This is a genomic window from Nibribacter ruber, from assembly GCF_009913235.1.
Taxonomy (GTDB): Bacteria; Bacteroidota; Bacteroidia; order Cytophagales; family Hymenobacteraceae; genus Nibribacter; species Nibribacter ruber.
In genome coordinates this window covers 4,312,712-4,339,380 of sequence record NZ_CP047897.1, presented here as the reverse complement: position 1 = coordinate 4,339,380, position 26,669 = coordinate 4,312,712, and the positions used below count along the sequence as shown (strand labels likewise).

The 26,669-nt window shown below is 50.6% G+C and carries 19 protein-coding genes; 15 read left to right on the top strand and 4 right to left on the bottom strand.

From position 1 onward, the window contains the following. Window positions 1-166: 166 nt before the first annotated feature. Window positions 167-1,486, bottom strand: coding sequence for a DUF6600 domain-containing protein (locus GU926_RS18285; protein WP_160694472.1), 1,320 nt, complete (start codon window positions 1,484-1,486; stop codon window positions 167-169). 917 nt (window positions 1,487-2,403) lie between these two features. Here GU926_RS18285 and GU926_RS18280 point away from each other — a divergent pair. The 10 genes from GU926_RS18280 (at window position 2,404) to GU926_RS18235 (ending at window position 16,386) form a co-directional block, all read left to right on the top strand. Then, window positions 2,404-4,059: a M28 family peptidase gene (locus tag GU926_RS18280; RefSeq protein ID WP_160694471.1), complete on the top strand. Its 1,656-nt coding sequence runs from the start codon at window positions 2,404-2,406 to the stop codon at window positions 4,057-4,059. Window positions 4,060-4,305: 246 nt separating this feature from the next. Further along, on the top strand, window positions 4,306-5,196 hold the full coding sequence (locus GU926_RS18275; RefSeq protein ID WP_160694469.1) for a carboxypeptidase-like regulatory domain-containing protein: 891 nt from the start codon (window positions 4,306-4,308) through the stop codon (window positions 5,194-5,196). A 48-nt stretch (window positions 5,197-5,244) separates the two neighbouring features. Next, a complete protein-coding gene (locus GU926_RS18270; RefSeq protein ID WP_160694467.1) occupies window positions 5,245-5,598 on the top strand; it encodes an immunity protein Imm33 domain-containing protein in 354 nt (117 codons plus the stop codon). 341 nt (window positions 5,599-5,939) lie between these two features. Further along, complete coding sequence (locus GU926_RS18265; RefSeq protein ID WP_160694465.1) at window positions 5,940-6,407, top strand: GbsR/MarR family transcriptional regulator; 468 nt, start codon at window positions 5,940-5,942, stop codon at window positions 6,405-6,407. Window positions 6,408-6,478: 71 nt separating this feature from the next. Further along, window positions 6,479-7,834 (top strand): TolC family protein, encoded by a 1,356-nt coding sequence (locus GU926_RS18260; protein WP_232058382.1) that lies wholly within the window; start codon window positions 6,479-6,481, stop codon window positions 7,832-7,834. A gap of 25 nt (window positions 7,835-7,859) precedes the next feature. Beyond that, window positions 7,860-8,921: an efflux RND transporter periplasmic adaptor subunit gene (locus GU926_RS18255; RefSeq protein ID WP_160694463.1), complete on the top strand. Its 1,062-nt coding sequence runs from the start codon at window positions 7,860-7,862 to the stop codon at window positions 8,919-8,921. A gap of 37 nt (window positions 8,922-8,958) precedes the next feature. After that, the gene (locus GU926_RS18250; RefSeq protein ID WP_160694462.1) at window positions 8,959-12,147 is read left to right on the top strand and encodes an efflux RND transporter permease subunit; all 3,189 of its coding nucleotides are present in this window, start codon (window positions 8,959-8,961) and stop codon (window positions 12,145-12,147) included. Between the two features lie 105 nt (window positions 12,148-12,252). After that, window positions 12,253-12,498 carry an acyl carrier protein gene (locus GU926_RS18245; RefSeq protein WP_160694460.1) on the top strand — a complete coding sequence of 82 codons (246 nt, stop codon included), beginning with the start codon at window positions 12,253-12,255 and terminating at the stop codon, window positions 12,496-12,498. A 682-nt stretch (window positions 12,499-13,180) separates the two neighbouring features. Then, window positions 13,181-15,481, top strand: coding sequence for a GH92 family glycosyl hydrolase (locus GU926_RS18240; RefSeq protein ID WP_160694458.1), 2,301 nt, complete (start codon window positions 13,181-13,183; stop codon window positions 15,479-15,481). A 236-nt stretch (window positions 15,482-15,717) separates the two neighbouring features. After that, a complete protein-coding gene (locus GU926_RS18235) occupies window positions 15,718-16,386 on the top strand; it encodes a basic secretory protein-like protein (protein WP_160694456.1) in 669 nt (222 codons plus the stop codon). Between the two features lie 98 nt (window positions 16,387-16,484). Here the strand turns inward: GU926_RS18235 and mgrA are convergent, their stop codons facing one another. Beyond that, the gene (gene mgrA, locus GU926_RS18230) at window positions 16,485-17,480 is read right to left on the bottom strand and encodes an L-glyceraldehyde 3-phosphate reductase (RefSeq protein WP_160694454.1); all 996 of its coding nucleotides are present in this window, start codon (window positions 17,478-17,480) and stop codon (window positions 16,485-16,487) included. A 137-nt stretch (window positions 17,481-17,617) separates the two neighbouring features. Between mgrA and GU926_RS18225 the strand changes: the two genes are divergently transcribed. Then, entirely contained in the window at window positions 17,618-19,099 is a 1,482-nt protein-coding gene (locus GU926_RS18225; RefSeq protein ID WP_160694452.1) for a DUF6056 family protein, read from the top strand. Between the two features lie 60 nt (window positions 19,100-19,159). Here GU926_RS18225 and GU926_RS18220 read toward each other — a convergent pair whose 3' ends face one another. After that, the gene (locus tag GU926_RS18220; protein WP_160694451.1) at window positions 19,160-20,011 is read right to left on the bottom strand and encodes a dienelactone hydrolase family protein; all 852 of its coding nucleotides are present in this window, start codon (window positions 20,009-20,011) and stop codon (window positions 19,160-19,162) included. Between the two features lie 498 nt (window positions 20,012-20,509). On the opposite strand from GU926_RS18220, the gene GU926_RS18215 reads away from it, so the two are divergent. The 3 genes from GU926_RS18215 to GU926_RS18205 are packed head-to-tail and all read left to right on the top strand — an operon-like array spanning window position 20,510 to window position 24,712. Further along, a complete protein-coding gene (locus tag GU926_RS18215; RefSeq protein WP_160694449.1) occupies window positions 20,510-22,015 on the top strand; it encodes an ankyrin repeat domain-containing protein in 1,506 nt (501 codons plus the stop codon). A gap of 4 nt (window positions 22,016-22,019) precedes the next feature. After that, on the top strand, window positions 22,020-22,502 hold the full coding sequence (locus tag GU926_RS18210) for a DUF2271 domain-containing protein (protein ID WP_160694447.1): 483 nt from the start codon (window positions 22,020-22,022) through the stop codon (window positions 22,500-22,502). A 14-nt stretch (window positions 22,503-22,516) separates the two neighbouring features. After that, window positions 22,517-24,712, top strand: a complete 2,196-nt coding sequence (locus GU926_RS18205; protein WP_160694445.1) for a PepSY domain-containing protein — start codon at window positions 22,517-22,519, stop codon at window positions 24,710-24,712. A gap of 200 nt (window positions 24,713-24,912) precedes the next feature. Here the strand turns inward: GU926_RS18205 and GU926_RS18200 are convergent, their stop codons facing one another. Further along, complete coding sequence (locus GU926_RS18200) at window positions 24,913-25,905, bottom strand: FAD:protein FMN transferase (RefSeq protein WP_232058381.1); 993 nt, start codon at window positions 25,903-25,905, stop codon at window positions 24,913-24,915. Between the two features lie 271 nt (window positions 25,906-26,176). Here GU926_RS18200 and GU926_RS18195 point away from each other — a divergent pair, with 271 nt between their 5' ends. Next, window positions 26,177-26,662, top strand: coding sequence for a hypothetical protein (locus GU926_RS18195; RefSeq protein ID WP_160694444.1), 486 nt, complete (start codon window positions 26,177-26,179; stop codon window positions 26,660-26,662). Window positions 26,663-26,669: the final 7 nt, after the last annotated feature.

Sequence of the window (26,669 nt, the reverse complement as noted above, 5' to 3'; positions counted from 1 at the left end):
ATCCGGAGTCTTTATCATTTCAGAGTGGATACAAGATTTGCTAAGAGCTGAATTCCTCTACTTTTCAAATATGCTCTTTTTTGGCGTATTTCCCAGAAATCAGCCTAAAAACGAAGAGCCATCCCTTTGCAAGGACGGCTCTTCAATCATCATTCAATCTTCTCCCTTAATTTCTTCGGGACGAAGTTCTTTCACGCCCACCAGCCGGACGTTCTTGCGCAGCCCCCTGCACGGGTTGGCTGCTTTGCGGAGCCGAGGTGGCCCTGCTCCGCTCCTGAATTGGCTGGGGCTGAGGCGCTGATTGTGCGCGTGGTGGCGCATACGTGGCCTGGCTGCTTGCTTCTGTTCTACGCGGAGCATATTCTGTTCTACGCTCGGCTTCCGGGGCCGGAGTCAGGTTTGAACTACGCTGGCGCGGGCTGGGCGCTGCTTGTTCCCTGGTTCTGGTGGCAGGTTGTGAGCGCTCGGTCCGCACGGGAGCCTGGGTGTTGTCAGGCGCAGTCTGCCCCCTGGAAGAACGCTGCTCTCTGACGGTTCCCGCCCGAGGCTCGGTTCTTTCCGGGCCGCTGGCCTCAGAAGTACGTTGCTCAGAGCGCTCTGTGGTACTCACTCTTCTGCGGGTGGCAGGCGCCTCAGTCGCCGCTCTGCTGCCGGCAGTGCTTCTTTCGGTTCTGGTGGTGGTAGCGGCAGCGTTACTCTCCCGGGAGGTTCTCACCTGGCTTTGGTTGTCTCTGGCTTCTACCCTGGCAGGCGCCTCGCTTCTTCGGTTGCTCACCTCCGGCCGATAAATGCGTACCGTGTTGTCTGCAATCTGGTTTCTGCCGGGGCGGCTGTCATTGTCTACCCGATACACGTTCACTTTTCTATTGGTGGCGCGCTCAATGTCCTGGGTACGGGGGCCATACACGTACTTGCGGTGGTCGCGCTCATAATAGTTGTTGATGATGGTGGTGTTGTGGTAGATGTTCACCACGCGGGTCTGCGGCACGTAATAGTGGTAGATTCTTGGGCTGGAAATATACATAACCGGCACGAAGCACCAGCGGCTGGCCGGCATCACGTAGGTAATCCTTGGACCCATGGGCGCCCAGCCATAATAGCCGTCACTGCGTCTCCAGTCTACCCAGGCTGGTCCCCACTCGTTGCCGGGTACCCAGAGCCAACCGTAATAGTCGTCATAGGCCCAGCGGCCGTAGTGGAATGGTGCCCAGCCCCAGTCATAGTCAGACACCCAGGTGTTGCCGTACTCGGTCATGACCCAGTGCCCGCGGCTGGCGTACGGCTGAAATCCCTGGTCAACGTCTGGCGACCAAACGTACCCATACTCTGGGTCATTGATCCAGCGGCCGTAGGGCTCCAGTTCGTCATAGAAGGTCTGGAAAGACACCCGTCCGCCAGGCTGAGCCTGTGCAGCGGTAGCGCCTCCAAGTTGGAATGCCAAAAGGGCTATCACCCCTAGCACCCACGCGTGTTTAAAAATCTTCATGTTTTGTCTGTTAATAAAGGTGAAATTTGGTAGTGGAGCTTAACTACATTCTGGAACCTCACTTGCTGCCAGCAGGCAGCATCAAAGCCAGAACAAACCCTCGCTCAAAGTCAATCATCCCAGTGAAACAGCAGGCTGAAACGGTCCTTCTTCCCTTCTTATCTCACCTTGTTCTTTATCATGCAAACACCTTGCCTAAAATATAGGTTAGTTCTAATTCTCTAAAATTTCTACCCTGCTACACTTCACAACCCGCTAAACAAGAGCGACTTGCGTTTTTGGGCTATTTTCCATAAAACAGGCAAAAAACGATAAGTACCAGGCTGGAAAGCCAAAAAAGAAGAGAGCATGAGCGAAAGGATTCAACGGCTGTGAACACTTAGGGCGGTATGATTGTTGTACCTACATAGAAACCACGAAGCCTCTGGAAAGAAGTTTCTCCAGAAAAGTAGAACCTACGGTAAAATGTAGTACCTTAAACTTCGTTGGTATGATTGAGGAAGGGAGAGTCAGGCTCTGTGAACTTCGGGTGTTTTGAAAAACGCCTAACCTGGTTTAACCCTTTATGACTGAACCCATGACAAGCAACACTGTTTTTTCCATCGCTTCGTTACTGAAGAAGTTACTTACCCGCTTAGCTGGTCCTACCCTGCAACCCATCCCAGTTCCGGTCCGCAACCAGCGCCGCTAAGCCCCAGCCAGTAATTAGATCTGCCTATTCATGAGAAATCCCTGCCGCCCACGTTGCAGGGATTTTTTTATGGAGGCATTACAAGTGCTTCTGCCGATGGACTACTTCGTTTTTGGCTTATTTTCTGGAAAACAGGCCAAAAACGAAGCCTTCTGACATTCAACGCTTGAAGGACTTCTTATTTAATTAGTAATTTCAGGTTCCAAACACAATCAACAGACAACCAATGAAACGATCTTCCCTCTTGCTTTGCCTGAGTGCGCTTTTAAGCACCGGCACGGCTTTCTCCCAGACGTTGGAGGTACCCAGGAAAGTGGCCAAGGCCTTGCACAAGACCAAGCCCGCTGACATCAAAAAGCACATTGCCTACCTAGCCGACGATAAACTCAAAGGCCGCAAACCCGGCACCGAAGGCTACCAGATGGCCGTGGACTATGTAGTGAACCAATACAAAAAGCTGGGCGTGGAACCAGGCGGCGAAAACAACTCCTACCTGCAGTTAGTGCGTCTGCGCCAGTCGTTCCTGGGGCCTGATGCCACCTTTAGCAGACAACCCACGCAAGGCGGCGAGGCCCAAAGCTTCACCGTTGGGCAGGACGTGGCCATTTACCCGCACCCCGAAGAAAACCAGACCAGCGTGAGCGCGCCGGTGGTGTTTGTAGGACACGGCATTACCGCTCCAGACCTAGGCTATGATGACTACGCCGGCCAGAACGTGAAAGGCAAAATTGTGCTGGTGATGCGCGGGGCACCCAAGAGCTTCCCATCTACCGTGGCTTCCTACAGCATTGACGTGACCACCATCCTCAAAAATGCCGCCGATCATGGTGCCGTAGGCGTCATCATTGGCGCCAACACCCAAAACCCAAAAGCTACGGTTCCTAACCTGTCCAGGGGTGTGAACAGTGTGGCAGACGCCAACGGGAAAGTAGCCACCTCCCGCAACTTCGTGTCGCCGCAGATTAAGTTGTTGGCCAATCTTTCAGCCGTGAGTACGCAACACATGTTCAGCAAAGCCGGCTTGGACACTGCCCAGGTGTTTACCACCCTCCGGAGCGGCAAACCAGCTTCCGCAGACCTGAAGCAGACCGTAAAAGCCAGCTACACCTCCAGCAACAAAGACTTTGACTCCTGGAACGTGATTGGCAAGATTACCGGCGCAGACCCGCAACTGAAAAACGAATACGTGGTGCACAGCGCGCATCTGGACCACGTGGGCATCACGGCGCCCGTGAACGGCGACTCCATCAACAACGGCGCCCATGACAATGCCTCTGGCGTGGCCAGCCTACTGGAAATTGCCCGCACCTACTCCCGCCTCAAAGAAAAGCCGAAGCGCTCCATCCTGATTGTGATGGTGACCGCCGAGGAAATGGGACTGCTGGGTTCTGCCTACTTCGCCAAATACCCCACCGTGCCTAAGAGCAGCATTGTAGCCGACATCAACACAGACATGCCCACCATCATTGCGCCGTTATTGTCGGTGGTAGGATTAGGATCACAGCATTCTACCCTGGAAACGCCGGTGGCCAACGCGGCCGCTTACCTGGGCATGACCGTTGAGGCTGACCCAGAGCCCAATGAGAACCGTTTCATCCGGAGCGATCAGTACAGCTTCGTCACGCAGGGCGTTCCGGCCTTGCACATCAAGTACGGCAACAAAACCGCCGACGGCCTCAACAACCTCAACAAGAAAGTGGCAGAATGGCGCGCCGTTCATTATCATAAGCCGCAGGATGAACTCAATGACACCTTTGACTTTGACGCTGGCAGAAAGTATGTGCAGTTGAACTTCCTGATCAGTTACCAGGTCGCCAATACCCCAGCACGCCCCACCTGGAAGAAAGGTGATTTCTTTGGGACCCGCTTTGGGCAGAAATAGCATTACCTATCCTGCTCTGCAACGGGAGAAATACCAAAAAGCTCCTACGCCACGGGAGGCTTCCCTGTTGTAAAAAGTTTGGGCGAAGGAATACACTACCCACTAAAGTAGTATATTCCTTCGCCCAAGCTTTTATAAGCTTTGAGGAAATGGGCATCATGCCGGGAACTTCGCTTTTAGCGCAGGTAAGCGTATGTTAGCGTTTATCTGGTAGTTGAGGTGCTTTTAAAGAATGATGATTTTAGCTTGGTAAAAAGACTAACCATAATAATTATAATAATAGCTTCTGCAACTACAAGTTGGAGCCAAGTTATTATTACAGGTACAGTTATATCAAAAGACGACAAGTCGCCTCTACCAGGAGTCGCTATCATAGAAAAGAGAAGTGAGAACGGAACATCAACAAAAATGGACGGGACGTTTTCTATAGAAGTTAGTGATCCCAATTCCACATTAGTTTTCTCGTTCATTGGAATGAGGACGAAAGAAGTAACACTGAATGGACAGCGCCAAATACTGGTCGAAACAAAGTGGGACTGCAAAAAGGACTTCTTTGATTCCCAACAGATAGATATTTATGCAAGTAGCGGATTTATAAACACCCCTATAGGTGGAAAAATTGGCATCGCATCGCCATGGTTCTTAGGTGGCGTGATCAAGGGTGCCTACAGCTACCAAACAAATGCAGGTGGAAATGTATTTCAGAACGCCCAAGTTGAGCTGGCACATTACATTTCCAATTGTGACTTTGACATTGACTTCAGGTGGAGCCATCGGCAAGTTACTCTCATAGACAGACTAAATTCCAAAGCCAACTCATTCGAGACAGACGTGAACATTGGAGACATTAAGTTAATTGCAGGTTATACTCATCTGAACTTTAACAAGGCAGTGGATTGGGATAGGTCATCTGGTGTACTACTCGGATTTGGCTCCTACTTTAATCTCCCTTTACATCCGACTGCAATTGCTAAGGTTTCTTTGTACAGAGACAAAATTGAATATCAAGCATCTGTTCAGGGTGGGTATAAGCGGTTTCTTTGTTTTCTGAATTTTTATAAACTAAACTCGTTCCATGAGATAAGTTTGGGTATAGGCACTGGCCTTGGCTATAAAGTGAAAAAGCAGAAAAAATAAACGCAGCACAACAAAGTGCATAAGGCCGTTGCGGAATCTTTAAAATCAATGAAAATAATTTTCTTTACCCTTGCTATGGCACTTTTTGGATTCGGGAACACGAAGGCCCAGTCAGTAAAAAAATTTAAAGAGCCTTTAACCACAGCAGTGTTTACCACCAAATTTGTAATGGAAGAAAATAAACCCATCACGTACATTACGCATGATGTAGATGACGGGGCTTGGCAGTTTTTCAGCGATGATGAGTTTGAAGATTTTGAAAGTGTAGCCAAGGTAGTTGGGCTAGGCGAAATCATACAAATGGATAAGTCTATACTTGAGTTGGCGGATATGCCTGCTGGGTACTACGCGTATAGAGTAAGTGCAACTAGTAAATGGGTAATTCAAAAACAGGAAGAATAGCTCTTCCCCCTTTCAAGGCATATTCCACCCTGCGCGAACGCTCCAACTCTGCATGCCCGCTACCAGATACAAGTCATAAGTAACCCACATTTACCACGCAGCCGTTTTTGGCCCTTTTTCTAAGAAACACGCCAAAAACGGCATCTACCTGCAGGCTCCTCTCCTCTCCATTTTGTACTAGGAAAGCACAAAAAAAATGGCCCTTCTTCCCAGCAAAGGCCAAGTTCAGCCTAAAGAACAGCCGGGTAAAAAATATACGAAATTTTAGTTCTCAAAATTATGAACTAAAGAAACCAATCTCTACCTTTGCAGCGTTCTTCCTCTAAAGAAAGAAAAATACCGTGCCACAACTAACAACAGAACAAAAACAGCTGATAGAGAAAATAGGGGTATTCCACGAGCAGCAGGGCTTTCCGCCGGCTACCGGGCGCATCATGGGCTTGCTGTACGTGACAGACAGGTCGCATCTATCCTTTGAAGAAATCATTGACACGCTCAACATCAGCAAGAGTGCCACCAGCAATTCATTGAACATGCTCCTGCAAATGCACCTCATTGAATATACTACCTACCCCGGCGACCGCAAACGGTACTTTGGGGCCCTGCTAGAAAACTGGCACCAGGAAGTGGTAAACAAAATGGAGCAGGTTTTGTCTTTCAGTAAGCTGGTAAGGCAGGCCAATGAGCTCAGAGGCAACGCCAACCCAAGCATGAATAAACTCATGGAAGAGCGCGTGGACTTTATGGAATACCTTTCGCAGCAGGTTCCTAAACTAATGGAGAACTGGCTGCAGCAGAGGAAAAAGTAATTTTTTTGACGATTTGGTTCTCGTTAAACTGAACTAACTACATATATACAAACCAATTACCTGAATAAACCGTGAATAAAAAGCAATTAGCCCTGAGTCTGTGCCTTTCTTTGGCAACTGGATTTGGTTATGCGCAAAACCAGGCCCAGGAAAGGGTCATCTCTCTGAAAGAGGCCCTGAGTTTTGCTACCAACAACAACATTGCCATTCAACAGGCGCAACTGGATGAGGAGGGCGCCGAATACCGCATCAAAGAAACCAAAGGTTCTGGCTTTCCGCAGATCAATGGCACCGGCCAATTGACCGTGACGCCTTCCATTCCCACCCAGCTGTTGCCCGGTGAGATCATTGGTCAGCCTGGCACCTACGTGCCAGTAAAGTTTGGGCAGAAGTACAATGCCTCAGGCGGGTTGGAGCTGTCTCAGTTGATTTTCAGCAAGTCTTATTTCGTGGGCCTGGAGGCTGCCGCCACCACGCGTGATCTTTATCGTCTGCGCACGCAGATGAGCAAAGAGGACGTGATCTACAACGTGAGTTCTGCCTACCTGCAGGCGCTGCAAACCAAGGAGCAGTTCAACACCATTGAGGCCAACTACAACCGTCTGGTGCAACTAGAGAAAATCCTGACGCTGCAGTACAAGAATGACTTTGCCAAGAAGGTAGACGTGAACCGCATTACGGTGAACAAAACCAACCTGGAGAATCAGCGCCAGGCTTTGGCCTCTGCCTATGAGCAGCAGAAAAACGCGCTCAAGTTCTTCATGGGCATGCCCATGGACCAACAGTTTGAGCTGTCAGACACAGAGTCTTTAACCAACACCGCTCTGCCGCTTACCGTCAATGCCCAGGAGATCATCGCGCAGCGCACAGATTACCAGGCTTTGCAAACGCAGAAGAAACTGTATGGCTTGAACGTGGAAAACATCAAAGGCAGGTCTTATCCAAGCTTGGCTGGTTTTGGTCAATACACTTACAATGCCCAGCGCCAGGAATTCAACTTCTTTGATACCAGCAAGCCTTGGTTTAAGACCTTTGTACTGGGCGTGAAATTGAACGTGCCCATTTTTGACGGTTTCCAGCGCAAATACCAAACCAGACAGGCAGAACTGGAGGTAAAGAAAACGGACCTGACCATGCAGAACCTGGCCCTGAGCACCCAGATGGGCTTAGACAACGCCTTGAAGCAGATTAGTACCAGTGAGCTGGCCTTGGAGAACCAGGAGCGGAACGTACGCCTGGCACAGGAAGTGTATGACACCACCAACCGCCTCTACAAAGAAGGACTTTCTCCTTTGACAGATTTGCTGGAGTCTGAGGTGTCCCTGCGCGAGGCACAGACCAACCTGAACAATGAACGCTTGAAACACAAAATCGCGCAGCTCAACTACATCAAGGCGCGCGGCGAATTAAACAATCTCATCCAATAACACTTTTCGGGAACACCCACATACAATGAAAAAACTACTCTATATCCTGGTTGCTGTTGTATTGATAGGCGCAGTAGCCTATACCTTGAACAAGAACAAAAAGGAAATGACGGCCAAAGCCGCCGTTGCTGAGATCAAGAGTGAAGCCATTCCGGTTACCCTAACCCAGGTGGAGAATGCCAAGCTGGACAAGTCGTTCACGGCGCAGGGAAATTTTGAGCCCATCCAGAGCCTTACCTTAGTTTCTGAGATTTCTGGCCAGATCCAGAAGGTATACAAGCGCAAAGGCGACAAGGTACGTGCCGGTGAGCTGCTGTTGCAGGTAGAAGACAATACGTCTGCTGCCAACCTGGCCACCGCCAACGCCAACTACCAGAAAGCCTTGAAAGACCTGGAGCGCATGAAAAACCTGATTGCCGGCGATGCCGTGACCAAACGCCAATTAGAAGAGGCCCAAATCAACGTGAATGCCACCCGCGCTCAGTTGGTAGCCGCCCGTCAGAACCAGGCCAACACCCGCGTGACGGCTCCCATCAACGGCCAGATCAACGCCATGTACATTGAAGTAGGTTCTTACCTGAACGCCAACGCTGGCACCAGGCTGTATGACATTGTGAACGTAGACCGCCTGAAGCTGAACGTGAAGGTATCTGAGTCTGAGGTACTGCTCATCAACCGTGGCCAGAAGGTGAAAGTGACCGCTAATGCCGGTGGTGCTCAGGAGTACGAAGGCACGGTCACCGCCATTGGCGCCGCCGCAGACGCCAGCCTCAAGTATGACGTGGAGATTGAAGTAAAGAACACCGCTAACAACAACCTGCGCGCCGGTATGTACGGCACGGCCTTCTTCCCGGTAAACGCCCAGCGTGATGCGCTTTTGTTGCCGCGTGAGGCCATTGTAGGGAGCATCCAGGATCCTAGCGTTTGGGTGGTGAGCAATGACAAAGCCAGCCTGCGCAAAGTGAAAGTGGGGATTGTGACCCAGGACCAGGTAGAGATTCTGGACGGCGTACAGCCCGGCGAGAACATTGTCCGGACAGGACAGATCAACCTGCGCGAAGGCATTCAGGTGACCACCCTTAAGTAATTGCTTAGCTTTTCTAATTACAGTAGACGTTTAGAAAATGAACATAACCAAATTATCCATTCAGCGGTCAACCCTGGTAGTGGTGGTCTTTACGGTCCTTACCCTGCTAGGCGTTGTCTCCTACAATTCCCTCAACTACGAGTTGCTGCCCAAGTTCAGCCCGCCCGTGTTGACCATTACCACCCTGTACCCCGGGGCTTCGCCGAACGAGGTGGAGAACTCAGTGACCAAAGAGATTGAAGACGCGCTTTCTGCCCTGGAGAACGTGAAGGAGATGAAAGGCACCTCTCTGGAGAGTTTCTCCATCATCACCATTCAGCTGAACCAAGGCACCAACGTAGACTTGAGCTTGCAGGACGCCCAGCGCAAGATCAACGCCATTCTGGCCCGTTTGCCCGAAGACGCAGATCCGCCCACGCTGAACAAGTTTGACTTTGACGACTTGCCTATCATCAAAATGGGAGCCACGGCTAACATGCCCGCCACCCAATTCTTTGACCTGATTGAGAACAAGATTAAGCCAGAGCTTTCCCGCGTGCCCGGCATGGCCCAGATTAAGATCCTGGGTGGTTCTGAGCGTGAGATCAAGGTGAACATACAAGCAGATAAACTGGAAGCCTATGGCATTTCCATCCTGCAGGTACAGCAGAAGATCAAAAACTCTAACCTGGACTTCCCTACTGGTAGAATTAAGAACGAGAACGGTCAGACCCAGCTGCGTTTGGCCGGTAAATACCAGAACCTGGACCAACTGCGCAACCTGGTCATCAAAGATGATCAAAATGGCGTGGTGCGTTTGTCTGATCTAGCTGAGGTGCAGGATACCCAGAAAGACACTGATGTGTTGAGCCGTATCAACTCTAAGCCGTCCGTGGGTATTACCATCCAGAAGCAGTCAGATGCCAACGCCGTAGAGGTGAGTGCTCAGACCAAGGCCGCTTTGGCCAACCTGGAAAAGATCTATGCCAACCAAGGTCTTAAATTCAACATTGCCTCAGACAGCTCTGACTTTACCCTGGAAGCCGCTGACTCTGTGATCCATGACTTGATCATTGCCGTTATTTTGGTGGCCGTGGTAATGCTCTTGTTCCTGCACTCCCTGCGCAACGCAGTGATTGTAATGATTTCCATCCCGGCCTCTTTGGTAGCCACGTTCATTGCCATGTACCTGTTGGGCTACTCTTTGAACCTGATGTCCTTGCTGGCTCTCTCGCTGGTGGTGGGTATTCTGGTAGATGATGCCATTGTGGTAATTGAGAACATTTACCGGCACATGGAGATGGGCAAGAACCCGGCTCAGGCGGCGTATGATGGTATCAAGGAAATCATGGCCACCGTTACTTCCATTACCCTGGTAATTGTGGTAGTGTTCGTACCGATTGCCTTGTCTACTGGTCTGGTATCTGACATTTTGCGCCAGTTTGCCGTGGTAGTGGCCATTGCCACCATGATCTCGCTCTTCGTAGCGTTTACCCTCATTCCGTTGCTGGCCAGCCGCTTCTCTAAACTAGAGCACGTGTCTGACAAGAACATCTTTGGGCGCTTTATCTTGGCGTTTGAGCGTTTACTGGATAGAATCATTGAAGGCTTCACCTCTACTTTGAAGTGGGCGTTCAACCACAAGTTCATTACGCTGGGCGTGACCTTCTTGCTCCTGATCGGTTCGTTTATGCTGGTGCCGTTTGGCTTTATAGGGTCTGAGTTTATTCCGGCGGGTGACCGTGGTGAGGTGAGCTTGCAGCTGGAGTTACCCAAGAACTCTACCGTAGAACAAACCAACTTTGCCACCAAACAGGTAGAAGAATACCTACGCACCATCCCAGAAGTGAAGCGGGTGTTCACCACGGTGGGTACAACGGCTTCTTCGCAGCAGGGTCAAACCTCGGCGTACCAGTCTGAGCTTTCTGTGGCCCTGGTAGACGTGAAAGAGCGCACCTTCAGTACGCAGCAGTTCAGCCGTCAAGCCAAGGCAGACATTGAAAGCAAACTACCCAACGTAGAAGTTTCTCCGGTGCCGGTAGGTCTGGTAGGAAACGCGCAGGCACCTATTCAGGTAGTATTGTCTGGGTCCAACATTGACACCCTCATTGCCTTCTCCAAGCGCGTGACCCAGGTAGTGGAAAGCGTGCCGGGAACTGTGGACGTGGAAGTCTCTGTAGAAGGCGGTAACCCTGAGATTGAAGTGATTGTAGACCGCGACAAGATGGCCAGCGTAGGCATGTCTCTGGAAAGCGTGGGTGCCGGTATGCAGATGGCCTTCTCTGGAAACACAGACGCTACCTTCCGCTCCGGTACCGAGGACTATGACATTAACATTCGTCTGGATGAGTTTGACCGCCGCAACGTAACCGACATCGCCAACCTGTCTTTTGTGAACAACCAAGGCAAATTGGTGCGCTTGGGTCAGTTCGCGGAGATTAAGCAGTCTACCGGTCCTTCTCAGTTGGAGCGTACTAACCGCGTAACGTCTTTGAACGTGAACTCGCAAGTAATCGGGCGTCCGTCTGGTTCTGTAGGTGCTGACATTCAAGCCAAGATGGCCGAGGTGAAAGTACCCAACGGGGTGACCATTGACTACGCCGGTGACTTAAAGAACCAGAGCGAAGGCTTTGGTACGCTGGGAATTGCCTTGCTGGCGTCTATCATTTTCGTGTACCTGATCATGGTGGCCTTGTATGACTCCTATGTGTACCCATTGGTGGTATTGTTCTCTATTCCGCTGGCCATTATTGGGGCCTTGCTGGCCCTGGCTTTGGCCGCGCAGTCATTGAGTATTTTCTCCATCCTGGGAATTATCATGATGATTGGTCTGGTAGCCAAGAACGCCATTATGGTGGTAGACTTTACCAACCAGATGAAGAAGGAAGGACACCACGTGAAAGACGCTTTGTTGGAGGCCGTGCGCATCCGTTTCCGCCCGATCCTGATGACCACCCTGGCCATGGTGATTGGTATGCTACCGATTGCCTTAGCCGGTGGCTCCGTAGCCGCAACCAAGAACGGTCTGGCCTGGGCCCTGATTGGCGGTCTGAGTTCTTCCATGTTCCTGACCCTGATTGTGGTACCCATCATCTATTATGGTTTTGACCGCATTCTGGCCAAGTTTGGCTGGGACAAGACCACCGAGATTGTTTTGATTGACAAGACCGCCGAAGAGCTGGAGCGTGAAACCGCTGAGCTGGAAGCCAAGAAAGAACAACACGCCGGACACCCGGCCATTGCCTAAGCCTATACTACCTGAATGAATGATACATGAAAGACGGGCGCACCTTGCGCCCGCTTTTCTCTCTTCTCTTTCAAACTCAATCCTTTAAAAAACTCTGTTTCTGTTATGAGTATCTTACTAGCGCCTTCTCTGCAAGAGCAGGTAGTCTACCACATCCAACAACGCACCCGGCTTCCTCTCTCTAAATTGAAGCCCGCCGCGCACCTGTACCAGGACCTGGGCCTGGACACGCTGCAAGTGGTAGAGATTATCTGGGACCTGGAAAAACGGTTTCGGGTAGAGATTCCGGACAATGTTCCCCTGCAAACCGTTGGGGATTTCATCCAATTCCTGGAAACTACTAAGAAATAAGCCAAACCAGCACATTCATATTCCCACATAAGGCAGGAGCTTCTCCTGCCTTTTTCTTTGGCTCCGTTTTTGGGCTGTTTTCAGGAAAATAAGCCAAAAACGAGCAGTCTTTTCTACTTGGTGGAGTTAGGATATGGGGGTTAAAGCTCAGGTTATTTGTTTATTGTTTAATCTTCAAGTGTAAACACCCCCCTTCGCCCCCCTCAAAGGGGGAATAAGTGTTTGGTAAAGACCTAGGCTACATGCACCTAATCCAGTCTTTCTGACGAGTCGCCTAAGCAGGTTGCCACCTCTGATAGGTCTGCAATTGAAACGAAGTGTGGTAGGTGTTTACAATAAGGAAGGAACCATGCAAAAGAGGCAAGCTGGTACAGCGCGAGGCGGGAAGACGGGGCCTCGCGGCCGTGAGCGCTTAGCAGACACAATGAAACAAGGCAGCACAAGGGCACCGGGTGAAGCAGCATTGCTCAAGAATAGCCAACGGAAGCGCACAATGTATTACAATTGGCAAAAGAGCTTGAAGAGTAATTCAAGTTGTGGGTGATAACGCCAACAACAGCGAAGGAAGGAGATGTGGAGATTAGAAGGTCACTACATTTTAACCAGCTTGAAACCTGCCTAAAATCAAAACATGGTATTCTCCCGTTTTCCGCTTATTTTTCCGAAAACTGCCCAAAAACGCATGAACCGTCTCCTTAGATTCCCCCTGCTCCTTCTGGCGCTGTCCTGCACCATTTCTTCTTCCTTCAGCCAGAAGAAAAAAACGCCATTTGAACCCGCCGAGCTCGTCAACCCGCTCATGGGCACCGACTCCAAACCCAGCCTCTCCAACGGCAACACCTACCCGGCTATTGCCGTGCCGTGGGGCATGAACTTCTGGACGCCGCAGACCGGCACCACGGGCAACGGCTGGGCCTACACCTACGCCGCCGACAAAATCAGAGGGTTCAAGCAGACGCACCAACCTAGCCCCTGGATGAATGACTACGGCCAGTTTGTGATTATGCCCGTGACTGGCAAAATGAAGTTTGACCAGGACGGCCGTGCCAGCTGGTTCTCGCACAAGGCCGAAGTCGCCAAACCCTACTACTACAGCGTCTACTTGGCGGATCATGACGTGACCACGGAGATTACGCCCACAGAGCGCGCCGCCCAATTCCGGTTCACATATCCCAAAGCTGATAGTTCCTTTTTGGTGATTGACGCTCTAGACAAAGGCTCTTACATTAAAGTGCTGCCGGCGCAGAAGAAAATTATTGGGTACACCACCCGCGCCGCCCGTAGCAACCCGAAGAACTTCCGGAACTACTTCGTAATCTACCTGGACAAGGCCTTCACTTTCTCCCGCACCTTCAGAGGTAACACGTTGGTAAAAGACTCCCTGGAAATGACTTCAAATCACTCGGGTGCAGTCATTGGGTTCAGAACTACCAAAGGCGAGAAAGTGAATCTGAAAGTGGCTTCGTCGTTCATCAGTTTTGAGCAGGCAGAGCTCAACCTACAACGCGAATTAGCCCAGGACAACTTTGACCAGACCAAAGAGAAGGCCCGCAACATCTGGAACAAAACCTTAAGCCGTATTGAGGTGGAAGGCGGTTCTGAGGAACAACTACGCACCTTCTATTCCTGCCTGTACCGCACGCTGTTCTTCCCGCACAAGATGTATGAGGTGAATGCCGCCGGTAAAACCATGCACTACAGCCCCTACACCGGCCAAGTGCACGACGGTTACCGTTTTGCCGGCACTGGTTTCTGGGACACGTTTAGGGCGCTCTACCCTTTCCTAAACCTCATGTACCCCAGTATTAACCAGGAAATGCAAGCCGGTCTGGTGAATGATTTCCTGGAAGGTGGTTGGTTGCCGGAATGGTCCAGCCCCGGCTACGCCGATATTATGGTGGGCAACAACTCGGCCTCAGTGGTGGCAGACGCTTACATGAAAGGCCTGCGCGGCTATGACATTGAAAAACTGTACGAGGCGCTCATTCACGGCGCCAACAATGAAGGTCCTATCTCCGCCATCGGCCGGAAGGGCGTCGAGTATTACAAAAAGCTGGGCTACGTGCCGTATGACGTCAAAATCAATGAGAATGCCGCCCGTACGCTGGAGTATGCCTATGACGACTTCGCCATTTACCAACTGGCCAAAGCCTTGAAGAAACCACAGGCCGAGATTGACTTGTACGCCAAGCGTAGCCAGAACTATAGAAACCTGTTTGACCCGAGCACCGGTTTGATGCGTGGTAAAAACCAGGACGGCACGTTCCAGTCGCCGTTTAACCCCTTTAAATGGGGAGACGCGTTCACAGAGGGTAACAGCTGGCACTACAGCTGGAGCGTGTTTCATGACGTGCAGGGTCTGGTGAACCTGATGGGCGGAAAAGAGAACTTCGTAAAGAAGCTGGACTCCGTTTTCACTTTGCCTCCAGTGTTTGATGATACCTATTACGGAAGTGTGATTCATGAAATTAAGGAGATGCAGATTGCCAACATGGGCCAGTACGCGCACGGCAACCAGCCCATTCAGCACATGATTTACCTGTACAACTTTGGGGGAGCGCCCTGGAAAACCCAGTACTGGGCCCGCGAAACCATGAACCGCATGTACAAACCCACGCCAGACGGTTACTGCGGCGATGAGGACAACGGCCAGACCAGCGCATGGTACGTTTTCAGCGCTATGGGTTTCTATCCCGTCTGCCCCGGCACCACTCAATACGTGCTAGGTGCGCCGCTCTTCCAGAAGATGACCTTAACACTGGAGAATGGCAAGAAGGTAGAGATTGAAGCCCCAAAAAACAGTGATGAAAACCGCTATGTACAGGAGCTAAAGGTGAATGGCAAAAGCTATGACAAGAACTGGGTGGACCACTTTGACCTGATGAAAGGAGGCTCTCTTAAGTTTGACATGACCAACCAGCCCAACACCAAACGAGGCACCCAGGAAAGCGCCTTCCCTTTTTCGTTTTCATCTAAGCAATAATTGACAGAACAACCCATTTCTCATTAACGACCATCACTCTTTTGTCATCCTGAAAGGACCTTGTGAGCGAACTAGAAAGACGACTGCTAAATGTAAAAATCCGTTTTTGACCTCATTCCCAGGAAATGGACCAAAAACGGGTAAGATATTTAACCTCTGCTTTCTAACTCGCTCACAAGGTCCTTTCAGGATGACATAAGTAATTAAAGTACAGCCAGTTTTTGTATAACTAAACCATGAAACTTACCATTACCCTATTGCTGGCCTTCAGCTGTTTATTTTCTGTGAAGGCAAACGCCCAAACTACTACTATCAAGAAAGGAAAATACACGCTCACCTTCATCAACCAAGACCCGAAGTTGGATCCGGCCATCCAAGACAAGTTGGTGAATGCCTTTTTCAAGGTCTATCCCAAAGAGGCGAAGCGCTTTAACAAGAACACCGTTAAAAACGTGACGGTCACCATTGACACTGCCTACACCGGAGTGGCATACGCGCATGACGGCAAAATCACTATTGCCTCCCAGTGGTTGCATAAACGCCCCAATGACATTGACGTGATTACCCATGAGGCCATGCACCTGGTGCAAGCGTATCCGCCGGACAGCGGTCCTGGCTGGCTTACCGAAGGCATTGCCGACTATGTGCGCCACGTGTACGGAGTAGACAACGCGGGTGCCAACTGGTCCTTACCAGATCTCACCGACAAACACCATTACACCAACAGCTACCGCATCACAGCCCGCTTTCTACTCTGGGTTGAAAAGAATTTCAATAAGAAGCTGGTAGACAAACTAGATGTTCACATGCGCAACCAGACCTACACCCCAGTCCTCTGGAAAGCCTTGACTGGAAAAACCGTTGATGAGCTCTGGGAGGCATACAAAGCCAATCCGGCTATTTAACTTTTGACTCAATAAAGCGAAGAGCTCCGCTGTAACAGCGGAGCTCTTCGCTTTTGGGGTATTTCCTGGAAAAGAGGCCAAAAACGGCTTTTGACCGCCTATTTGGTCTGTAGAATGGTTTCTATCTGCGCCAATTCGTCTGTGCTGAATTGGGTGTTTTGCATACACTTGAGAGAGTCTGCCAGTTGAGCCGGTGTGCTGGCCCCAATCAAGACAGACGTCACGCGCGGGTCCTTCAAAAGCCAGGCCAAGGCCATCTGCGCCAGAGATTGACCGCGCTCTTGGGCCAGATTATTCAGTTTCTGAATCTGCTGGATTCGTTGCTCGGTGATGTCTTCTTCCTGCAAGAAACCATGAGGCTTGGCGGCGCGTGAGTTCACCGGAATGCCTTTCAAGTATTTGTTGGTGAGCAGGCCCTGCGCCAGCGGTGAGAACGGAATGCAACCCACTCCTTTGTCCTCTAATAAATCCAGAAGGCTCTCTTCTACCCAGCGCACGAACATGGAATACTTGGGCTGATGGATGAGACAGGGCGTACCCAGTTCCTTTAAAATTTCAATGGCGCGCTTAGCCTCTGCAGTTTCATAATTAGAAATGCCCACGTATAAAGCTTTGCCCTGGCGCACAATGGAATCCAGGGCGCCCATGGTTTCCTCCAAGGGCGTGTCTGGGTCTGGGCGGTGGCTGTAAAAAATATCCACGTAGTCCAGGTTCATGCGCTTCAGGCTTTGGTCCAGGCTGGAGATAAGGTATTTTCTAGAACCCCATTCGCCATAGGGTCCCTCCCACATGCGGTAGCCGGCCTTGGTGGAGATGATGAGCTCATCGCGGTGATTCCTGAAATCCTCGTGCAGAATCTTCCCGAAGTTCTCCTCGGCAGAGCCGGGCGGCGGACCATAGTTGTTAGCCAAATCAAAGTGGGTGACACCGGCATCAAAGGCATCATGCAGAATCTGGCGGGAATTCTCCAGCACGTCCACATGCCCGAAGTTGTGCCACAGCCCCAGAGAAAGAGCCGGTAATTTTAATCCGCTGGTACCGCAGCGGCGGTATTCCATGGCGCTGTAGCGCGCCGGCGAGGGAGTATAAGCCATAAGCGTAAAGTCAGTTGAAGTTGTAATTTGCTTTATCTACGCGGAACGGCCAAAAGGCTACTCGGTTTAAAACAGGAAAGGCTATATTTGACGCTTCCGGAAGACTAGAAACAGCCTGGTAATCCGCAAAACCTAGCATGAGGATTTCTGCTTTCTTCAAAGAAAAATGGGCTCACCGCACCATCCTGCTACTAGCGTTTCTGGCGTTGGCGGCCTTGCTGTGTCTTACGCAATTCATCCATCCCGCCGCCGATGACTATGGCTATGCTTTACGTGACAGCCAGCAAAGTTTCTGGGCCATCCAGAAAGAAACGTATCTGCATTGGTCGGGACGCTATTTCGGGACGGCTATTCTTCAGTTGAATCCGTTGCAGTATGGCTCTTTCACGGGTTACAGGATCGTTTCTTTTTGCATGATTCTTGGGTTTGCGGCGGGGTTGTATCTATTGGTAGAACACCTGTTCAAAACTACCTGGCCTGCCAGCAATAGACGCGCCTTGGCGGCTTTGTTATTCCTGTTGTATCTGGTGCAATGCCCCAGCCTGCCCGAAGCGTTTTTCTGGCTCACGGGCTTTCTGACCTACACGGTTTCTTGTGTCCTGTTTCTGTTAGTATTGGTCTTGCTAAGGCAACTTATCCTTTCTGATATCACTGGTATAAAAACGGGCTATTGGGTGGTGGCAAGTGCGTTGGGCGTTATGATCATCGGCTCCAATGAAATTTCCTTGATTATGCTCATGAGCACGCTCCTGGTCATTCTAGCGTATCACTGGCAGCAGAAAACACCCTCCAGGTTTCACCTAATGCTCGTTTTCTTGATCTGTCTTTTTGCAGCCCTTGTGATGGTATTAGCGCCCGGCAATTATCAAAGGATGGGGGAAGAGGCCAAGGCTCAGAACTTGCTTTGGTCGGTTCTGTACAGTACCGGGCTGACGGTCATTGCCTTCGTCAAATGGGCCATTCCCTTGATAGTGGGCTCACTGGTTTACATACTATATATCTTCCCTAAGAAGTCTGCCGGCCCTACCTCCAAACTTTTTGCAGTAGACACCCGGTGGATTGTGCTAGTGTATGTTGCCACGCTGTTTGCCATGCATTTCCTCTTTGTCTGGTCCACGGGTGAGCGTCCCACGCCCCGGCTGGAGAACGTGATATACTTTTACCTGTTCTTAGGTTGGTTCTACTTGTTGCATTTGCTGTTGGTACGATATCAGGCAAGTACTAGCGCCTTACCGTTGGCTTTCCCTAGGCTGGTCCCGGCCCTAGTGCTTTTGCTTTTTGCAGGTACCTTACTTACCCAGCAAAACCCTTTCACCACGGCCTTCTCAGATATAGTTACCGGTAAAGCTGCTGGTTATCACGCACAGATGCAGGCGCGGTATGAGCTGCTTACCACCTCCAGATGTAAGACCTGCGCTCTCCCTCCTTTAACCAAAGTACCTGCTTCCATCACCTTTATTGATATTGCTCCTAAAGACGATACCGTCCATGGCTGGGTGAACGTAGGCACTGCGGCATACTGGAAGAAAGACAGCGTTTACCTGTCCCAACCCAATCCGCCCCTTCAAGAAAATAAAAATAGCCTGGTAGAATGGGGCAAGACTTTGCTTTCCAACTAAACAAAAAGGGAGTCCAATTTTAATGGGCTCCCTTTCTTTATTTAAGACTGGATTTACTTTCTATTTCAACTTGCGCTTGAACAAATCCAATGTTCTTTCCCAGGCTAGATTGGCTGCGGCTTCATTGTAACGGGCCGGCGAGGTGTTGTTGTTAAAGGCGTGATTGGCACCTTCATACACAAACAGCTGATACTTGACATTAGACGCTTTCAAGGCTTGCTCAAAGGCCGGAATGCCAGCATTTACGCGCTCATCCAGACCACCGTAATGCAGGAGCAGTTCGGCTTTGATTTTGGGCACGTCGGCAGCATCAGGCTGGCGGCCGTAATACGCCACCGCGGCATCAAGGTCTGGGGAGTGGACGGCCAGTTGAGAAGCCAAGGCACCGCCCCAGCAAAAGCCTACGCAACCCGTTTTCCTGTTGCCATACTTATGCTTCTGCAGATACTCCAGGCCTTTCAAGAAGTTGGTGAGGTTCTGCTGAGCGTCTAGTTTGGCGAAAAGGGCGCGGGCCTCATCTTCATTGGCTGGCGTTCCTCCAAACGGGGACAGAGCATCTGGCGCAATGGCCAGGTAACCGGCCTGCGCCACCCGCATGGTCACGTCTTTGATGTGCGGATTCAAGCCTCGGTTTTCATGAATCACCAGTACGGTGCCCAACTTCTTGCCTTCGGGCCGGGCCTGGAACGCTTTCATGGTCACGCCCTCGGCTCCTGGGTAGGTGATGTCTTCGGCTTTGATGTCTTTGTCTACCACCGTGGCCGCCTGGGCGTAGTTGTTCTCCAACAGAGGCAACAAAGACATGGCCAGCGTAAGGCTGCCTGTTAGTTTGGCCAGTCTGGTGAGGAACTCCTTGCGTGTGAGCGGCGCGTGGGTGTATTCGTCAAAAAGGTTGATAATGCGCTGATCCATAGTCGTGTCTTGTTTGCCTTAAGGTAAAAAAGAGTCTACACTTCTCCACCACCAACCAGCAGACCAAGTATAAGTTTTCCAGCTTCCATTCTTAAACCAGAGTAATTGGTGAATTTAAGCAGGTCGTTTTTGGGCTCTTTTTCTCAAAAAGAGCCCAAAAACGACCTTAGCTATCCTTTCTGCTGCTGCTACTTCAAGAATCCCTTACAAAGCCAGATTCATGCAACTTACTAAAGAGCAGATACTTTTGTCTATTTAATGCAATGATACGTGCTCTTACCATTGCATTCTCCGATCCTCTCTAACCTTTCAACTTCTACACATATCCTTGTTAAAATTTCAGGGAGGAACATGGTTATCTGCGGTCAACTAGTATATTTGTGCATTATTTTAAATTAGTCTAAATAATAAATCCAAGCTGGCGTTTTCCTCTCAGGGCATTAGCCATTGCATGATAGCGACAGCCACAGATTATATATTCGTCTTTACAACAGGCTCATGAAAAAACTATTGCTAGTTCCTCTTTTTCTGGCGTGCTTCAGCGTACAGGCACAGCAAAAGAACACCCTTTTAGAGCAGTCTTTCTGGAAGTCTAACCCAGACGTAGCCACCGTGCAAGCAGAAATAGCCAAAGGCAACAGCGCCAGCACGCCAAACGCGGGTAATTTTGACCCAGCCACTCTGGCCATTAACAATGACGCGCCGGTGCCTACCATCAAGTTTCTGGTGGAGCAGCCGGGCAACAGTGTGAACAAGCTCACCCATGACGGCCGCATTTACCTGCACTGGGCCGCCAACCGCGGAAACGTAGAACTGGTGCAGTACTTATTGGCCAAGGGTGCCGATGTCAATGCCCAGGACAGCAACGGCAACTCGCCCATCGCCTTCGCGGCCAACGGCGGACAAACCAACCCAAGCGTATATGAGGCTTTCTTCAAGGCGGGTCTAGACCCCAAGAAAAAATACAAAGACGGCGCCAACCTACTCTTGCTGGGCATTGCCAATGACAAAGACCTGGCGCTTTCCAACTACTTCGGCACCAAAGGACTATCTCTAAAAGACGTAGACGCCAATGGCAACACAGCCTTCAACTACGCCGCCAAGACGGCCGACGTGGCCTTCTTAAAGTCATTGTTGCAAAAAGGCGTGAAGTACAATGACAATGCCCTCATTATGGCCGCACAGGGCTCCCGCCGAGGTTCCAACACTCTGGAGGTCTTCCAGTATCTGGTAGAGGATTTGAAGCTGAACCCCACCTTTACAGACAGCAACGGCGAAACCGTCTTACACGCCCTGGTGCGCAGACCCAACCAAACCGAACTGGTTAAATACTTCCTGGCCAAAGGCGTAGACGCGAACAAAGCAGACAAAGAGGGCAGCACGGCCTTCCTATACGCCGCTGCGGGCAAAGATGCGGCCTTGCTGGAATTGTTGCTACCCAAGGTACAGAACATCAACGCTGTGAATGCCAAAGGCGAATCTGCCCTTACGCTAGCGGTAAAATCCAGCTCCCAAGAAGTAGTGAACATGCTTCTGGCCAAAGGCGCCAACGTGAACGTGCTGGACAAAGACGGCAATAACCTGGCCTATTACCTTATTCAGTCCTACACTCCTGCCAGACCAGGCGCGGCGCCTGCCACTCCTACTTCAGCCCAGGACGACTTTGGCACGAAAATGGCCTCCCTACAGGCCAAAGGCTTGAACTTTGCCGCTCCTCAGAAAGATGGAAGCACCTTGTACCACGCCGCAGTGACCAAAAATGATTTGGCTTTATTGAAGCGATTAGAGCCTCTTAAGATTGACGTGAACGCTAAGAACAAAGAAGGCATGACGGCCTTACACAAAGCGGCCATGTTGTCTAAAGACGATGTTCTGTTAAAGTACCTTCTCTCCCTTGGCGCGCAGAAAAGCATAGCCACTGAGTTTGACGAGACGGCCTATTCACTGGCCAAGGAGAACGAGCTTCTCACCAAGAATAAAGTATCTGTTGATTTCTTAAAATAAGAAGATGAAGTTGATTTTGAGAGTGTGTCTGGTAGCCATGGTGCTGGGTCTTTTTTCGTTCCAGGCACCGGCGCAAACCACCAAGTACAAGTGTATGTTGCAGATGTCTAACTACGTGGGCGAAGGTGCTTACATAGTGGTCTCCCTCATCAACCCGAAGGGCCAGTACGAGAAAACCCTGTACGTGATGGGCCCCGACAAGAAATGGTACACCAGCTTAAAAGAGTGGCACAAGTTTCAGGCTAAAAAGAAGGCCAACATTAGTGCCATCACCGGCGCGTCTGTGGCCGGCGGCGACCGAAGCATTACCACCTTTGACTTGGAAGACTCTAAGGTAAATGCCGGTTACAAGCTCCGTTTTGAGACCGCCGTAGAAGACAAGGAATACTACGTGAAAGACCTGGAGATTCCCTTGACCACCGCTAGCCTGTCGGCTAAGAATGAAGGTACCGGCTTTATCCGGTACGTGCGTTTCAGCGGCAATTGATCTAACCCGTTTCCATGACCATATCCATCTGGAGATACAGCCACTTAGCCCTGGCTGTATCTTCTTTTCTTTTATTGACCTTAGCCTCGGTCACGGGCATTCTTCTGGCCTTTGAGCCCATTGCTAAAAAAACGCAGCCCTACCGCGTAGACGGCGTTGAACAACTCACCCTGGCACAATCCCTGCCAGTCCTGCAAAAGCGGTACCCAGAAATCACGGAGATTAGCGTAGACGCGCACCAGTTTGTTTTGTTAAAAGGAAGCGATGCCTCAGGCGAAACCGTAGAAGCCTACGTCAACCCCAAGACCGGCGAAATTCTGGGCACTCCCCAAAAACAAAGCGAATTCTTCTTGTGGGTCACCGACCTGCACCGCTCCCTCTTCCTGAAAGGAATGGGTCGCTTTTTCGTAGGGCTCACTGCTTTCCTGCTCCTGCTCATCACCATTTCCGGCACCATTCTCATCATCCAGCGGCAGCGAGGCATTAAACGATTCTTCACCAGCATTGTCAAAGACAGCTTCGCGCAGTATTACCACGTGGTGCTGGGCAGATTGTCTCTTATTCCTATTTTCATCCTAGCCTTGACCGGCACCTATCTGTCACTGGAGCGGTTTGAACTCATCAAAAGCGAACAAGTCTCTACCCAGGTGGACTTTGACGCCATTAAAACAGGTCCGGCCAAGCCTCTTGCCGAGATGGCTGTCTTCCAGGATATTTCCATGGCGGAGGTGGAGTCTATTGAATTTCCTTTCTCTGAAGACCCCGAGGATTACTTCACCCTCCAACTAAAAGACCGCGAAGTGGCGGTCAACCAAATCACAGGAGATATTTTAAGCGAGGTACGCTACCCAACCACCCAAAAACTCACCACGCTGAGCCTAGATCTGCACACCGGTAGAACGTCTATTGTTTGGGCTATTATTCTGCTGGTAGCGTCTGGCAACATTCTCTTCTTTATCTACTCGGGTTTTGCCATCACGTTCAAACGCAGAGCCAACCGAATCAAGAACAAGTACCCGGCCAAAGAGGCCCGCTTCATTTTGCTGGTAGGCTCAGAGAACGGCAGCACGTTTCACTTCGCCCAGGCAGTTTACCGGCAGCTATTAAAACAAGGAAAGAAACCATTCTTAGCCGAGCTTAACCAGTACACCACTTACCCCAAGGCAGAACATATCCTAGTTTTTACCGCTACCTATGGCCTAGGCGATGCGCCCACCAACGCTAAAAAGTTTGCCACGTTAGTGCAATCGGTACCGCAAGCGCAGCCGGTTCAGTTCTCGGTAGTGGGCTTCGGTTCAAAGGCTTATCCAGATTTCTGTCAGTTCGCCTTTGAGGTGCACCAAGCCCTGTCTCAGCAGCCCTGGGCCACGGCGCTGGTAGACGTGCATACCGTCAATGACCGGTCGCCGCAGGAATTCTCCTTGTGGGCCGAGGCCTGGTCTTCCCAAGCGGGCCTGCCCCTCATGGTATTGCCAGAATTAAGACAGGTACCCGCCCAAAAACTGGAGACCTTCACCGTGACTGCCACCACGGCCCAGCAACATGAGGAGGGCACCTTCCTGGTCCGGTTAAAACCGGCCAAACGCCTTAAAGTAACCTCGGGAGATTTGCTGGCCGTATACCCAGAAAACGACCACCGCGAACGCCTCTATTCTGTGGGTTTGGTGGACAATGCCTTGCAAGTGAGCGTGCGCCTGCACCCCAATGGCCTGGGTTCTGGCTTCCTGCACCGGCTCACGCCCGGCCAAACCCTTCAGGCCAAGCTGGTGCCTAATCCGCACTTCCACTTCCCTAAGAAAGCGCCGGCAGTGGTTATGATTGCCAACGGCACTGGCATTGGTCCGTTTTTGGGCATGATTGGCCAAAACAGCCCAAAAACGGCTATTCATTTGTATTGCGGTTTTAGAAGCAGCGCCTCTTTCAGCACCTACCAAGGCTATTTAGAAGAGCAACAGTCAGCCCAAAGACTCACCTACTTACAAGTAGCTTTCTCCCGCGAAGGAGCTAAACAATATGTAAGTGACTTGATTGACCGCGATGCCACCTTTATTGCCAACATGCTTTCTACCGGCGGCGTCCTGATGATCTGTGGCTCTCTGGCCATGCAAAAAGACGTGACGGCCCTTCTGGAAACCATCTGCCAAACCAAACTAGGGCAAAGCCTCAGCCATTACCAATCCAGGGGCCAACTTCTCACTGATTGCTATTAAAAGGCATCAGTGCATTCCGTTTTTGGCCTGTTTTCTAGGAAACAGGCCAAAAACGGAATGCACGATTGTTTGAGTTAATTACCTACTGGCTATTACTGAATGATTCTTGCAGTGGATGGAAACAGGTGAGCTTGGCTTCAGATGCGTTAATTCTGTCGCGAGTCTGAAGACTCGCGGCAAAGACACTAAATAGATGGTTCCTACTGCTCTGGTACAAACTGACTCATATCCAAATTAGGAGACGCCACCACTTCCCCGTCATCAGTGATCATGATGCAGCTATAGGCAGGGTATTTCTTCAAAAGTTTCAGACCCTTCATTTTGCCTAGTACCATGATGGAGGTACTGAAGCCGTTGGCTACCTCGGCGCTGGGGCCAAAAACGGTGACGCTGGTGAGGCCGGTGGATGGATAACCGGTGGCCGGGTTGATGATATGAGAATAGCGCTTGCCGTTGAATTCTACAAACTTTTCATAACTACCAGAGGTGACTACGGCGCTTTGCTTAAGCGGAACCACGGCAAACAGGCTGTCTCTGTCCACCGGGTTGGTGATGCCAATCATCCAGTCAGAGCCATCGGGTTGCTGGCCCCAGGTACTCATGTCGCCGGAGCCGTTCACAATGCCGGCAGGAATGCCGCGGGCCAGCATGAGGTCGCGGCAACGGTCAGTGGCGTAGCCTTCGCCCAGCGCCCCGAAGCCAATCTTCATGCCCTTCTTCCTGAGATAAATGGTGGAGTTCTTTTTGTCTAGGACGATGTTTTGATAGCCTACCTTCTCCACCGATTTCTTGACTGCCTCTGGGCTAGGCATTTCTTCCATGGAGCCGTCAAATTTCCAGATGCGGTCCATAGCCGCGAAGCTGATGTCAAAGGCGCCTTTGGTTATTTTGGATAAGCAGAGAGCGCGCTCGGTTAAGGCAAACACCTCAGGGGTTACTTTCACGGGGGCAATGCCGGCCATGCGGTTCACCTCAGAAATCTGCGTCTCTGGTTTCCAGTCCGAGATTAAGTATTCAATGCGGGTCACTTCTGCAATTACGGCGTCAATGCTCTTTTCGGCCGTCAGAGAATCCTTCGCCACGATGGTGATGTCAAACCGGCTGCCCATCAAGGTGACCGGGCGTTTCCGGAGCACCTGGGCGTTGGCAGTGAAATTGAACAATATCAGAACAAGAAGGGCAACTCTTTTCATGCTACAAATTTCGGCAATTTTAGTGAGTCTCTATTGCCTACACGCCCCTAACGTTGATAAGCGGTTTTTACCTATAAAGCATACAACATCCTTCGTTTTTGGGCTATTTCTTAGAAAACACGCCAAAAACGAATACTCTTCTTTTTATGGATTAATGAAGGAATTATCAAGCAGGAAGTGATGACAATCCTTATTTCAGCGAATAAAAATATACCTTAGACATACCCATTTCAAGCAAGGCTTTCTCCATTTCCTTAACCCTGATTCCTGAATGAAAACACTTTTCATACTTTGTATTTCTTTGCTATTCACCTGCCAATTGTTTGCGCAGACTCAAGCGCCTGTGGATAGTATTCAGATTAAGAAAGGTTTTTCTACGGTCTTTCTTCAGAATGGCAAGAGCCTAAGTCCAAAGGAATTGCTAGAAATTACACAATCAAACCCGGCGGCGCATGAGCAGATGCAACTGGCTTATAAAAAAGGAGGAACGGGCACTGTCTTTTTCAGCACTGTGGGCGGTCTATTGATAGCCTGGCCTCTATTGGCCACATCCATGGACGGAGGGAAAAGATGGGCAATGGCAGGTACGGGCGTGGGAATTGTGGCGGTAGGGTTTAAGTTTTCTTCTTCCTACGCGAAGCATGCCACCAAAGCCGTGCATCTTTACAATAGTGGGCAGTTAGAATCATCCCTCCCGAAGCTGGATATGAAACTAGGCTTTATGGGTAATGGGTTAGGCTTTCATCTGAAGTTCTAACCGGGAA

Bases quoted from the DNA above. Each gene is read 5' to 3' on its own strand.
- GU926_RS18285 (WP_160694472.1), bottom strand. From the start codon at position 1,486: ATGAAGATTTTTAAACACGCGTGGGTGCTAGGGGTGATAGCCCTTTTG.
- GU926_RS18280 (WP_160694471.1), top strand. From the start codon at position 2,404: ATGAAACGATCTTCCCTCTTGCTTTGCCTGAGTGCGCTTTTAAGCACC.
- GU926_RS18270 (WP_160694467.1), top strand. From the start codon at position 5,245: ATGAAAATAATTTTCTTTACCCTTGCTATGGCACTTTTTGGATTCGGG.
- GU926_RS18255 (WP_160694463.1), top strand. From the start codon at position 7,860: ATGAAAAAACTACTCTATATCCTGGTTGCTGTTGTATTGATAGGCGCA.
- GU926_RS18250 (WP_160694462.1), top strand. From the start codon at position 8,959: ATGAACATAACCAAATTATCCATTCAGCGGTCAACCCTGGTAGTGGTG.
- GU926_RS18245 (WP_160694460.1), top strand. From the start codon at position 12,253: ATGAGTATCTTACTAGCGCCTTCTCTGCAAGAGCAGGTAGTCTACCAC.
- GU926_RS18240 (WP_160694458.1), top strand. From the start codon at position 13,181: ATGAACCGTCTCCTTAGATTCCCCCTGCTCCTTCTGGCGCTGTCCTGC.
- GU926_RS18235 (WP_160694456.1), top strand. From the start codon at position 15,718: ATGAAACTTACCATTACCCTATTGCTGGCCTTCAGCTGTTTATTTTCT.
- mgrA (WP_160694454.1), bottom strand. From the start codon at position 17,480: ATGGCTTATACTCCCTCGCCGGCGCGCTACAGCGCCATGGAATACCGC.
- GU926_RS18225 (WP_160694452.1), top strand. From the start codon at position 17,618: ATGAGGATTTCTGCTTTCTTCAAAGAAAAATGGGCTCACCGCACCATC.
- GU926_RS18220 (WP_160694451.1), bottom strand. From the start codon at position 20,011: ATGGATCAGCGCATTATCAACCTTTTTGACGAATACACCCACGCGCCG.
- GU926_RS18215 (WP_160694449.1), top strand. From the start codon at position 20,510: ATGAAAAAACTATTGCTAGTTCCTCTTTTTCTGGCGTGCTTCAGCGTA.
- GU926_RS18210 (WP_160694447.1), top strand. From the start codon at position 22,020: ATGAAGTTGATTTTGAGAGTGTGTCTGGTAGCCATGGTGCTGGGTCTT.
- GU926_RS18205 (WP_160694445.1), top strand. From the start codon at position 22,517: ATGACCATATCCATCTGGAGATACAGCCACTTAGCCCTGGCTGTATCT.
- GU926_RS18200 (WP_232058381.1), bottom strand. From the start codon at position 25,905: ATGAAAAGAGTTGCCCTTCTTGTTCTGATATTGTTCAATTTCACTGCC.
- GU926_RS18195 (WP_160694444.1), top strand. From the start codon at position 26,177: ATGAAAACACTTTTCATACTTTGTATTTCTTTGCTATTCACCTGCCAA.